The following is an 11902-nucleotide window of genomic DNA, read 5'->3' as shown; positions in this document are numbered from 1 at the left end:
AGCTTTTCAAGTTTTATAAAAATATTTATGCACCTAATCCGACACGCTTAAACCCAACAACAGCAAGGTTCTGTTCTGTGTCTGCTAACATTTTCTTAATATTCTTGGAACTGTCCTTAACAAATTCTTGGTTTACAAGAGTGTATTCTTTGTAAAACTTAGTCAATCTACCTAAGGCAATTTTTTCAGCCATTTCAGCAGGCTTCCCTTCTTGAATAGCTTGCTCTTTTCCAACATTGATTTCGCGTTGTTTTACATCATCCGGTACAGAGTTTTCATCAAGGGCAATAGGGTTCATAGCTGCAATTTGCATTGCTACGTCCTTGCCCGCAACTTGATTTGCTGATGAAGGTGTATTATTTAAAGAAACCAACACGCCAATTCTATTGCCTGCGTGGATATAGGGAACAATATTTTCACCTTCTAATTTTTCGTAAGAAGAAATATCAAGTTTTTCACCTGTCTTACCCATCTCATCCATAATTCTTTGTTCTACAGTAAGGCTTCCAATTTTTAAAGCTTTTAATGCAGCAATATCAGCGGGTTTTTGGGTAAGTGCAAGGTTTGCAATCTCATTAGCAAATGAAACGAAGTCTTGATTTTTTGCAACAAAATCCGTTTCACAATTAAGTTCAACTATCACACCTGATTTATTATCAGCTGAGGTCAGCGCAATCACTGCACCTTCATGTGCTTGTCTATCTGCTCTGTTTAATGAAATCTTTTGTCCTTTTTTTCTTAGGAGTTCAATAGCGTTATCAAAATCACCACCTGCTTCAACAAGGGCTTTTTTGCAGTCCATCATACCTGCTCCTGTTACTTGTCTGAGTTTATTTACATCAGATGCACTAATCGTTGTCATAAATAAATTAATACTATAAAATTGAAATATAAAAATACTGACTGTTGGCTTGGCAATTATGCTTCTGCTTCGAGTTCTTGAGCTGAATCTTTTTCAGCTTTTTTCTTTGCACCTTCTTCTTCTTTATCTACTTTGTATTCTTGCAATGCTTCTTTAATTGTATCAGTAATTTGATTCACGATCAATTGGATTGAATTAGCAGAATCATCATTAGCAGGAATAACATAGTCAATCTTAGTAGGGTCTGAGTTAGTATCAACCAAACCGATAGTAGGAATATTCAGTTTCAATGCTTCTGCAACTGCGATATGTTCTTTTTTCACATCAACAATAAAAATCAAAGCAGGCAGCTTGTGCATATTTTCAATACCACTGAAGAACTTAGACAGTTTTTCGTGCTCTCTGGACAACACTAATCTTTCTTTTTTAGCTAATGCTTCAAAAGTGCCGTCTTTCATGTTCTTTTCAATTGTCTGCATTTTCTTGATAGACTTCTTCACAGTAGCGAAGTTGGTAAGCATACCACCTAACCATCTTTCTGTAACGAAAGGCATATCAACAGATTTTGCAGCCTGTTCAACAATTTCTTTTGCTTGTTTTTTAGTAGCAACAAACAATACTTTTCTACCGGACTTCACAAGACTTTTAACTACTTGTTTTGCTTCTTCAATTTTAACAAGGGTCTTGTTTAGGTCTATAAGATGGATACCATCTTTTTCCATAAAAATGTATGGTGCCATTTTAGGGCTCCATTTATGGGTCAGGTGTCCAAAATGACAACCTGCATCTAATAATTCTTTTGTGCTTATTTCTGACATTTTAATAATCTTAACGTTTAGAGAACTGGAAGCGTTTTCTAGCTTTCTTTTGACCAAATTTCTTTCTTTCTACCATACGAGGGTCTCTTGTAAGGAGTTTGTGTTGTTTGAGAACCGGACGATTTTCAGGATCTACTTCACACAATGCCCTTGCGATAGCAAGTTTAATAGCATCTGCTTGACCTGTAATACCACCGCCTGAAACATTTACTTCGATATCATAAGTATTGTTTGCGTTGAGTAGAGAAAGTGGTAGTGTTACAAGATTTTGGTGTGTAGCAACAGGAAAATACTCTTTTAATTCTTTGCTGTTAATCTGAACCTTTCCTTTACCGGGTTTAAAATAAATCCTTGCAATAGAGGATTTTCTTCTGCCTATGGTGTTGATTGCTTCCATTATTAAATATCAAATTTTAATTCTTGTGGTTTTTGTGCTTGGTGTGGATGTTCACTACCTACATATACAAACATGTTGTGAAACATTTGTCTTCCAAGTCTATTTTTGGGCAACATTCCTCTCACAGCTTCTTCTACCAAAGCAAAAGGCTTCTTATTTAAAAGCTGCTGTGGGGTTACCCTGCGTTGTCCTCCCGGATAACCTGAGTGTGTGATATATTCTTTTTTAGTCAATCTGCTGTCTGGTATCTGAACCTTCTCTGCATTGATAACTATTACATAATCTCCACAATCTACATGAGGAGTGAAATCGGGTTTGTTCTTGCCTCTTAGAACACTTGCAATCTGAGATGATAATCTGCCCAGATTCTGGCCTTCTGCATCTACAATAAACCATCTTTTGTTTACTGTTGCTGAATTTGCCGATATTGTTTTGTAGCTCAGGGTATTCACGTCTAACCTATTTTTTTGGGGTTGCAAATATAGAAACACTATTTATACTAAACAAATGAAGTTTGAAATTTATTTTGATTAACCTTTTAACCCCTGTGAATATTCTCTGAAGTATTGAAAATATATAGGTTTCATGCAGTTATAAATCATTGTATTGGGAACTTCACATCTTACATGAACATATACCGCTCTCCGGAAAATGATTTAATTCAAAATCCTTGCATAAAGTGAAAGTAATTTTGCGTGTTCAACCGCCCAATTAAATTTCTCTTTTGAAACAATGAGACCATTATGTCCAAATTTTTCTACCAATGTGCTATCTTGAATTAGTGTTTTTATAGCATTTGCAATCTCTTGAACTGAAATCGGATTCACAGTAATCCCTGTTTGTGTATCATCAACTAATTGAACATATAAAGGAAAATTACTGGTTATTATTGGAATACCGCATGCCATATATTCAAAAAGCTTGGTTGGCTTTGACTCTATGGAATTTTTCATTGGCTTGATTAGACATAAGCCAATACCACACTGCATGGATACTTTATACCCTTCTTCTAAATTCATGCGTCCATAGAAATGTAAATATTCTTTTAATGCAGAATACGCCTGATGCGAATGTATTGCTTGTTCGATTCTAGAATACAACCGACCTACGCAATGAAAATGCACCGGCAAGTTTTGTTGATGTAATACATACATTGCATCCATGATTTCTGTGATACATCTACTTTCTAAAATAATACCTATATAATATAGGTGTAATGGATTTTTGTCTTTATAAATAAATTGTTCGAAAAATTCAGGCTCTACATAATTTTGGATTACGGTAATATCCGGTGCAAATTCTTGATAGCGTTTTAAATATGAGGATTCTGCCAATACAACCGGTGTTTTTTTGCAGATTGTACGTTCTACAAAATCAAAAATTTTAAATGTTATTTTTTTATTACGCACCCATTCTTTGTCAAAGATGTCACCAGCAAAATTTTCATGCACATCCATCACTACTTTTTTCCCAAACAATTTCAACAAAAGAGCGCAAGGCATTAATTCAGGGTCATGGATATGGTATAAATCTGCTTTGAGGCGTATTGCCTTAAAGAACATGAGTATCCACGAAGTAAAAACCCTCCATCGTCTGCTGCTAAACTCTCTAAATGGAACGATTTCAACTCTTTTAATTATTTCTCGTTTTGGATGAATTCCTACTACGATTACATTATATGTATCTCTTAATCCGATTGCATATTTATAAAAAATGCGTGTATCCAGCGCATAATGCAGTGAACTAAGTTGACAAACGGTTTTGATTTTTTTTGAATCTAATTTTTCCAAGACTCTATTTCTTTTGCAAAGAAAAGATAATTAATGAATTAAAGAAACCAAACAAAGCTTAATTCTCAAATTATAGCAGTTGTAATTATATACACAACACCGGCAATAATGGCTGAAATCGGAATTGTCAATATCCACGCCCAGAGCAATTTGATTGTAACACCCCACCTAACTGCTGACACTCTTTTGGTCACTCCCACCCCTATAATGCTCCCTGTGATAACATGTGTAGTAGAAACAGGTATTCCAAAATGTTCGGACAGATAGAGAGTTAACGCACCTGCTACCTCTGCTCCTACCCCTTCGAGTGATGATACTTTGGTAATCTTAGAACCCATTGTTTTCACAATTTTCCATCCTCCTGACATCGTACCAAGTCCAATAATAAGAAAACTGGCAATCGGTACCCAACCCCATTCTTCAACAAAATGTCCAAATTGATCAGGTGCATTTATCCATTCTGTATGCCCTCCTTGAACATGATAGTATATAACAGCAGCCCCGATTATACCCATAACTTTTTGCGCATCATTGGCTCCATGTCCAAGACTAAACATTGCAGAAGATACAAGTTGTAGTCCGTGAAACCATCTCTCAGCTTTATAAGGAGTGGTTTTCCTGCATATCCACATGATTGCCACCACAATAAAATATGCTATAAACAGTCCGATTATAGGTGCCAGAAAGATAAACAAAATGATAGGAATCACTTTTGCCAGATTAACCACAGCTTCCAAATTACCACCGGATAAAAAAGCATGGGTCAGTGCAGAACCCATAAATCCACCAATGAGTGTGTGTGAAGAAGAAGATGGAATTCCCCATTTCCAAGTAATCAAATTCCATACAATTGCTGCAATAATTCCTGCAAGAATTACCTCAAGTGTAATAAATTCGGGGTGAATGGTTTTTGCAATGGTGTTTCCAATTTTAAATTCACCAATCCAATACAGTGAAATGAAATAAGCTACAAAATTAAAAAAAGCAGCCCAAAGAACTGCCTGAAAAGGTGTGAGTACACGAGTTGCAACGATAGTGGCTATTGCATTAGCTGCATCATGAAACCCATTAATGTAATCAAAGATAAATGCTAATACTATGATGATTATCAGTAATGTGAGATCCATTTCGAATTATGAATATTTGACACTGATTGCTTCCATCACATTTGAAACGCTTTTGCATTTATCAGTTGCGGATTCTAAGGCAGATAATACCTCTTTATATTGAATGATTTTTTTTGCATCTGTTTCATTTTCAAACAACTTTGCAATTGCTTTGTCAAAAATAACATCTGCCTTTGATTCTAATTTGTTGATTTTTTTGCAATTGACTGCTACCCTTTCAAACCTGTGTCCTTTCAAATCATGCACACATTCAGCTATTAACTGTGTAGCTTCAAGATTAATTTCAGTCAACTTTTTGATCGGTTTTGTGATTTTTTCTATTTGATACATTTTCATTCTGCTGGCAGAATCATGCATAAAATCTGTTACTCCATCTATAGAAGTTATTAAAGAGTGAATGTCTTCTCTATCAAAAGGAGTAAGAAAGTTTTTACTCAGTTCTAACAATGTCTTGTGTGTAATTTTTTCAATCTCTGCATCTAACTCCACAATCTGTTCGAAATGCATCTCGCGTTCTTCTAAGGGTGCATTAACAGCATCATTGAGATTGGAAGTAAGGGTAACAAGTTTTGCAGTTGCTTGCTCGAATAAAGGGAAAAACTTTTTGTCTTTAGGAACTAAGAATTGAAAAATATTATTCAGCGAAAATCCCATAAATCATTTTAATGAATGGAGCAAAGGTACATAGATAAAAGTAATAAAATAGGGAAAGTTTTTTGTCCTAATCCAAAAGAACTAAACTTCGGTCAACTACTTTTAAGTTCTTATTTTACAACCAACTTCCCATAAATAAACATGCTCGAACTAATTATTCGAGCATGTTAAAAGAAATACAAAAATATTGGATGCTTATAGAAAAGGGATTTTAACCACTTTAGCTTTCAACAGTCTGTCTCTGATATCAATGTAAATTTCAGTATCAACACCTGTATATTCTTTATTTACATAACCCAACCCTATTGCTTTGTTAAGGCTTGGAGATTGGGTTCCTGATGTAACCTTTCCAATCACTTCTCCAGCAACATTTTTAACAGGATAATCATGGCGCGGAATGCCTTTGTCAATCATCTCAAAACCCACAAGTTTTTTGCTTACACCTTCGGTTTTAATCTTTTCATGATATGCTTTATTAATAAAGTCTTTAGAGAATTTAGTAATCCATCCTAATCCGGCTTCAATTGGCGATGTAGTATCGTTAATATCATTTCCATACAAGCAGAACCCTTTTTCCAATCTTAAGGTATCTCTTGAACCTAAACCACAAGGTAAAATATTAAACTCTTTCCCTGCTTCAAAGACAGCATCCCAAAGTTTCTTTACATCTTGGTTCTGCACATACAGCTCAAAACCACCCGCACCTGTATAACCTGTGCAGCTTATCAAAACATTCTCAATACCGGCTACGGTTCCATAAACAAAATTATAATAAGGAATTTCTGATAAATTAACTTCGGTCAACTTCTGGATTACTTTGAGAGCATTAGGCCCTTGAATAGCCAACAAACTTGTTTTATCTGAAATGTCTTCCATCTCAGCACCAAATTTATTATGACTTTTTATCCAGTTCCAGTCTTTCTCCATATTAGAAGCATTGACAACCAAAAGGAAAACTTTTGCATTAATTCTATAAACCAATAAGTCATCTACGATACCGCCTTGTTCATTTGGCAAGCAACTATATTGGATTTTCCCGTCTTCTAACATAGAAACATCATTGGAAGTAACCCATTGAAGCAAGTTAATAGCATTATCTCCATGTACAATGAATTCTCCCATGTGGCTTACATCGAATACACCAACACTATTACGAACAGCATTGTGTTCTTGAATTAAATTACTGTACTGAAGCGGCATTGAATATCCAGCAAATGGGACCATTTTGGCTCCTAATGCAATGTGTACATCGTTGAGCGCTACAGATTTTAGAGCATTTGTTTCTGTCATATCTTAATTTGATTGATTGTTATTTAGCATAATTAACGGCACGTCTTTCCCTGATAACTGTAATTTTAATTTGTCCGGGATAAATCATTTCTTTCATGATTTTTTGACTTATCTCAAATGAAAGCTCGTCTGCTCGTGCATCGCTCACTTTTTCGCTTTCTACCATTACGCGCAGTTCTCTACCTGCTTGAATTGCAAATGCTTTTTCAACACCATCAAAGCTAACCGCAAGATTTTCGAGGTCTTTCAAACGTTTGATATAAGATTCTGTATCTTCTCTTCTGGCACCCGGTCTTGAGCCCGAAATAGCATCACACGCCTGAATAACAGGTGCAATCATACAAGTCATTTCAATTTCATCGTGGTGCGCTCCAATTGCATTACATACATCAGGATGTTCGCCAAACTTTTCTGCCAATTTCATTCCTAAAAGCGCGTGTGGAGTCTCTGCATCATCCTCCGGCACTTTACCAATATCGTGAAGCAGTCCTGCTCTTTTTGCAAGTTTTACATTTAAGCCCATTTCGGCAGCCATTGTTGCACACAAGTTAGCTACTTCGCGGGAGTGCTTGAGCAAGTTTTGACCATAAGATGAGCGGTATCTCATTCTTCCGACCATACGCACAAGTTCAGGATGCAAGCCACTAATTCCCAAATCTACTACAGTTCGCTGACCTATTTCAATCACTTCCTGCTCAATGTCTTTGCGTGTTTTTTCAACCACTTCTTCGATTCTGGCAGGGTGCATGCGTCCATCTGCAACCAAGCGATGTAAAGCCAATCTGGCAATTTCTCTGCGAATAGGGTCAAAACCTGATAATATTACTGCTTCCGGTGTATCATCAACAATGATTTCAATACCTGTAGCCGCTTCTAAAGCACGAATATTTCTTCCCTCTCTTCCAATGATTCTACCTTTTACCTCGTCATTTTCAAGGTTAAAAACAGTTATAGTGTTTTCAATGGCTTGTTCAGCAGCGGTTCGCTGAATGGTCTGCAATACTATTCTCTTTGCCTCTTTAGTAGCAGTAAGTTTTGCCTCTTCAACAATGATTCTACTTTGAACAATTGCATCGGTATGCGCTTCTGCTTTTACTGCCTCAATCATTTGGGCTTTTGCTTCTTCAATGCTCAATCCGGCAATTGTTTCCAGTTGATTTAATTGGGTTTTTCTTAATTTATCAATTTCTTGATTTTTAACTTTCAGCGCTTCAATCTGTTCTGCCATTTCAGCTTTAGAACGTTCTAACTCTTCTTCTTTACGTTTGTTGTTTCCAATTTTTGAGTCAAGTGATTGTTCTTTTTGTCTGAGGCGATTTTCATTTTGAGCAATTTCATTGTTTCTTCTTGAAATTTCTTTGTCGTGTTCCGACTTTAGCTGCATAAACTTTTCTTTTGCCTCTAAAATTCTTTGCTGTTTGATTGATTCACCTTTGTTCTTGGCATCTTCAATAATCCTTTCAGACTCTTTTTGTGTGGCTTTTTTTAACACATTTTGTGCAACGATGTAGCCTCCTACCAACCCAACGACTACACCTACCACAATAAATAATACTTCCATTTTCTTTTCTTAAATTAATTTTAGTTATGAAAAGTAGCTTTCGAAATGGAATAACAACAGGAGAAAAAATCAGAATTCACGTTCCAGCAAGGAAACTTCCGAGGCGACTTTTTCAATCATTTGTTTGATTTCATTAGTAATATCACCTTCGATTTTTGTTAAATGATTTTGTTTCAAATATAAAATTGCAAAATCCAAAGCTACTACTGCAATTGAATCTTGCACATCTTTAAAAGCAAGTTCTTTTGAATACTTATTTACTTTTTCTGATATCTGTTTTGCTGCCAGGCGTACAATTTCTTCGTCCGCGCTATCAACAGTAAGAGGATAGGCACGACCGGCAATTTGAACTTTAATTTTAATGTTTCCTAAGTTATTCGCCATTTGTTTCTTGGCTATTTTTCTTTAGTCCGCAAAAGTAATAAAAAAACAATTCTCTATGTAAATAAAAAGCAGTAGAGGTAGCTAGTTAATCTGATAAAAAAAACGAACTTTTTTTTATGAATTACTTTCTTACTTTTGCGAAACCAAAAACGAGGATAAAAATATGTATTGGACATTAGAATTAGTTTCATATTTAGATGATGCGCCTTGGCCTGCTACAAAAGATGAATTGATTGATTATGCTATCCGTTCAGGGGCACCTATGGAAGTGGTAGAAAATCTTCAAGAGCTTGAAGATGATGGCGAGCCTTATGAGAGTATTGAAGAAATTTGGAGTGATTACCCCACCCAAGATGACTACTTCTTTAATGAAGATGAACTATAATTCTTAAACGGTATCTTCTCGCAGATTCTACTTTTCAATTAACATATATTGTTTGCAACAATTGCCTGCCTAAAGCCGACTGCTTTCAAACGCCAATTCGGTTAGATTTAGTCCTTCTTTATCGGAAAATTCAACATCCCGCTCCTGCCCTTTCTGTATCATTATGTCAATATTATTGAACTGACTGAACCTGCATGGTTTTGCTCCATAACTAACATTGACAACCCATTCCATTTTTGTATTTTGTGTTTGAACTAAAAAAGATTCGGATTCCAACAGCTCTGCCAACAACAACCCTCCTTCTGATTTCACGTCTTCTTTTCTTAATCCACCATTCATACAGAGGGTTTTGAGTAAATGATGAGTTTTGGAGAATCCATTCTGATAGATTTTTTCAGGTAATTGAAACGCCCTATCAATCATAAAATTAATCCTAATCTTGGATTCAACATCTTGACTTTCAATCTTGATTTTTGTTCTAAAATAATTGAGAAGATTGTGAATATTGCCCTCTATCAATCTTACAGCAGTTTCCAAAAAAATATCTTGGGTGATGTCATTAAAACTAATGCTTCCAAACCTTTTACCTGCAAAAGACTTCTCTTTGCTTGACTTTACCTTATTAAATGATTCCCATACTAATAAAGGGAAATTGAGCAAATTTTTCTCTTCATTCTTTAGAATGAATTCTGCAAATAAACATCCATATTTATTAATACCCGTTTTGTTTGCAATCAATTGTTTAAATACAAGAAAGGATAACCATGTTTTGTCTGCAATTGCTATTGGTTCCTTTGTTTTATTCTCTATTTCTTGGATAAAAGTTACATCATCAGTTCCAAGTTGAGTATTACACTGTTCTTCATTTGCTATGCTAAACAAATTCAGGGTCGTTGCGACACTGCTTCTCTTGCCCAAATTCAGAAACTCTACAAAATCAGAGTGCTTATTTTGGTTAATGAAATTATTCAGATTACCCAATAATGTTTCAAAAGTCTGGCTTTCCCTACTAACAGGGATTGTTTCTTCACGGTTAGTATTAATGGTATATTGTTGAAGACTATCTCTTAAACCTGGGTTATGCAATGCAATCAGAGAAAGGATTTTCTTGCCTCTACGGAGTTCAACCCATTTTGATTTTTCTTTTTCAGAAAGGGGCAAGTTCTCATACAATTGTTTTAGATAGGCAAATTGTTTGTTGAACTCTTGATGAATGAATGCTTCCGTTTGCAAGTCTGAAATAAAATTTTTCAGGAAGCGAAAATAGAGAGATATTTACACTCGAAAAGTGTTGTAATGTCAATGGTTTTGCCAACATTATATACAACACAAGGACAAAAACAATCACAGGTTTGTAACTTGTTGATTATCTGAATATTAAATTTGTCTTGGTTGTTTAGAAAACTATACAAGCCAATATTTGGTTGTGAAATAGAGACTATAAATAAGCGAAGATTCTATTTTTCAGCTCGTCAATATTTTCTTTTTGGGTAGCCGAAATTAGCACTACGGGGGTGTTTTCTTTTGCAATCCACGCCTTCTTTAGTTTATCTAAGTCCATGGGCGGGTCAAAATTTTTGTCTCTTGAAAGTTCATAATCCTCAAGGTATTTATCAACTTTGTTAAATACTAAAATAACGGGCTTGTTTCCCATGCCAATTTCATGGAGCGTATTTTTAACAATTTGGATGTGCTCTTCCAGTTGAGGGTGTGAAAAATCAGCAACATGAATCAATACATCTGCCTCAATCGCCTCTGCCAAGGTAGATTTGAAACTCTCAATCAATAGCGTGGGCAGTTTGCGAATAAAACCAACTGTATCTGATAACAAGAAAGTAACACCCTGTTTAGTTTCATCCGGATTAGGCAGATAGACTTTGCGCACCGTTGCATCAAGCGTTGCAAAAAGCTTGTCCTCTGCAAGAAGTTTTTCTCCGGCCAACAAATTCATAATGGTAGATTTGCCCGCATTAGTATATCCCACCAATGCAAATCGTTTCATAGCGCCTCTATTCTTCCTTTGGACAATACCTTGCTTTTCAATTTCCTTTAATTTGTCAGTAAGACGGGTAATGTTATCCCTAATTACCCTTCTGTCAGTTTCAATCTCTTTCTCTCCGGGACCTCTCATTCCCACTCCACCTTTTTGTTTTTGTAAGTGAGTCCACATTCTTGTGAGTCGAGGAAGGAGATATTTACATTGGGCTAAATCAACCTGCATTTTTGCTTGTGCAGTTTTAGCATTTTTAGCAAAAATATCAAGTATTAACGCGCTTCGGTCAATGATTTTTACATCTTTAAGTTCCTCTCCAAGATTACGAATTTGAGACGGAGACAGTTCTTCATCAAAGACAATCATGTCAGGCTGGTGGATTTCCTTTAGGTTGATTAATTCTTCCAGTTTACCTTTACCTATAAAAGTTCTGGGGTCTGGATATTCCAATCTTTGCATCACACGTCCAACGGTGGCTGCACCTGCTGTTAACACCAATGATTCAAGCTCATCTAAGTAGTTATCGCTGTATTTCACTTTTTCGCCAACACCAATCGGGACTTTATAGGATACGCCCACAAGGATTGCTTTCTCTTGAACAACAGCAGTAGAAAAGGTTTTTGACTTCAACAGATTGAATT

Annotated in this window: 13 protein-coding genes; 1 reads left to right on the top strand and 12 read right to left on the bottom strand. The window is 35.8% G+C overall.

Translation table 11 applies throughout. The features are described 5' to 3' along the window. Window positions 1-25: 25 nt before the first annotated feature. The 10 genes from tsf to M0R38_05650 form a co-directional block, all read right to left on the bottom strand. The gene (gene tsf, locus M0R38_05695; protein MCK9481240.1) at window positions 26-862 is read right to left on the bottom strand and encodes a translation elongation factor Ts; all 837 of its coding nucleotides are present in this window, start codon (window positions 860-862) and stop codon (window positions 26-28) included. Between the two features lie 56 nt (window positions 863-918). Next, window positions 919-1680 (bottom strand): 30S ribosomal protein S2, encoded by a 762-nt coding sequence (gene rpsB, locus M0R38_05690; protein ID MCK9481239.1) that lies wholly within the window; start codon window positions 1678-1680, stop codon window positions 919-921. Between the two features lie 10 nt (window positions 1681-1690). Next, the gene (gene rpsI / locus M0R38_05685; protein ID MCK9481238.1) at window positions 1691-2077 is read right to left on the bottom strand and encodes a 30S ribosomal protein S9; all 387 of its coding nucleotides are present in this window, start codon (window positions 2075-2077) and stop codon (window positions 1691-1693) included. A 2-nt stretch (window positions 2078-2079) separates the two neighbouring features. After that, on the bottom strand, window positions 2080-2529 hold the full coding sequence (gene rplM, locus M0R38_05680) for a 50S ribosomal protein L13 (GenBank protein ID MCK9481237.1): 450 nt from the start codon (window positions 2527-2529) through the stop codon (window positions 2080-2082). Window positions 2530-2733: 204 nt separating this feature from the next. After that, window positions 2734-3867, bottom strand: coding sequence for a glycosyltransferase (locus M0R38_05675; GenBank protein ID MCK9481236.1), 1134 nt, complete (start codon window positions 3865-3867; stop codon window positions 2734-2736). 65 nt (window positions 3868-3932) lie between these two features. Continuing rightward, the gene (locus tag M0R38_05670) at window positions 3933-4994 is read right to left on the bottom strand and encodes an inorganic phosphate transporter (protein ID MCK9481235.1); all 1062 of its coding nucleotides are present in this window, start codon (window positions 4992-4994) and stop codon (window positions 3933-3935) included. 6 nt (window positions 4995-5000) lie between these two features. Beyond that, on the bottom strand, window positions 5001-5648 hold the full coding sequence (locus M0R38_05665; GenBank protein ID MCK9481234.1) for a DUF47 family protein: 648 nt from the start codon (window positions 5646-5648) through the stop codon (window positions 5001-5003). 195 nt (window positions 5649-5843) lie between these two features. Further along, the gene (gene gcvT, locus M0R38_05660) at window positions 5844-6938 is read right to left on the bottom strand and encodes a glycine cleavage system aminomethyltransferase GcvT (GenBank protein ID MCK9481233.1); all 1095 of its coding nucleotides are present in this window, start codon (window positions 6936-6938) and stop codon (window positions 5844-5846) included. 19 nt (window positions 6939-6957) lie between these two features. Continuing rightward, window positions 6958-8499 (bottom strand): ribonuclease Y, encoded by a 1542-nt coding sequence (rny, locus tag M0R38_05655; GenBank protein MCK9481232.1) that lies wholly within the window; start codon window positions 8497-8499, stop codon window positions 6958-6960. A gap of 69 nt (window positions 8500-8568) precedes the next feature. Continuing rightward, window positions 8569-8883: a cell division protein ZapA gene (locus M0R38_05650; protein MCK9481231.1), complete on the bottom strand. Its 315-nt coding sequence runs from the start codon at window positions 8881-8883 to the stop codon at window positions 8569-8571. A 163-nt stretch (window positions 8884-9046) separates the two neighbouring features. On the opposite strand from M0R38_05650, the gene M0R38_05645 reads away from it, so the two are divergent. Next, a complete protein-coding gene (locus M0R38_05645; GenBank protein MCK9481230.1) occupies window positions 9047-9268 on the top strand; it encodes a DUF2795 domain-containing protein in 222 nt (73 codons plus the stop codon). Window positions 9269-9337: 69 nt separating this feature from the next. Here M0R38_05645 and M0R38_05640 read toward each other — a convergent pair whose 3' ends face one another. Together M0R38_05640 and hflX are read right to left on the bottom strand one after the other, a co-directional pair. After that, on the bottom strand, window positions 9338-10501 hold the full coding sequence (locus tag M0R38_05640; protein ID MCK9481229.1) for a hypothetical protein: 1164 nt from the start codon (window positions 10499-10501) through the stop codon (window positions 9338-9340). Window positions 10502-10706: 205 nt separating this feature from the next. Further along, on the bottom strand, window positions 10707-11891 hold the full coding sequence (hflX, locus tag M0R38_05635; protein ID MCK9481228.1) for a GTPase HflX: 1185 nt from the start codon (window positions 11889-11891) through the stop codon (window positions 10707-10709). Between the last annotated feature and the right edge of the window lie 11 nt (window positions 11892-11902).

This window comes from Bacteroidia bacterium, from assembly GCA_023228875.1.
Taxonomy (GTDB): domain Bacteria; phylum Bacteroidota; class Bacteroidia; order NS11-12g; family UBA955; genus JALOAG01.
This window is presented reverse-complemented; position numbering and strand designations above follow the sequence as displayed.

Coding starts and splice junctions, on each gene's coding strand:
- M0R38_05670 (MCK9481235.1), bottom strand. CDS start 4,994: ATGGATCTCACATTACTGATAATCATCATAGTATTAGCATTTATCTTT.
- tsf (MCK9481240.1), bottom strand. CDS start 862: ATGACAACGATTAGTGCATCTGATGTAAATAAACTCAGACAAGTAACA.
- M0R38_05645 (MCK9481230.1), top strand. CDS start 9,047: ATGTATTGGACATTAGAATTAGTTTCATATTTAGATGATGCGCCTTGG.
- rpsI (MCK9481238.1), bottom strand. CDS start 2,077: ATGGAAGCAATCAACACCATAGGCAGAAGAAAATCCTCTATTGCAAGG.
- gcvT (MCK9481233.1), bottom strand. CDS start 6,938: ATGACAGAAACAAATGCTCTAAAATCTGTAGCGCTCAACGATGTACAC.
- rny (MCK9481232.1), bottom strand. CDS start 8,499: ATGGAAGTATTATTTATTGTGGTAGGTGTAGTCGTTGGGTTGGTAGGA.
- M0R38_05665 (MCK9481234.1), bottom strand. CDS start 5,648: ATGGGATTTTCGCTGAATAATATTTTTCAATTCTTAGTTCCTAAAGAC.
- rpsB (MCK9481239.1), bottom strand. CDS start 1,680: ATGTCAGAAATAAGCACAAAAGAATTATTAGATGCAGGTTGTCATTTT.
- M0R38_05650 (MCK9481231.1), bottom strand. CDS start 8,883: ATGGCGAATAACTTAGGAAACATTAAAATTAAAGTTCAAATTGCCGGT.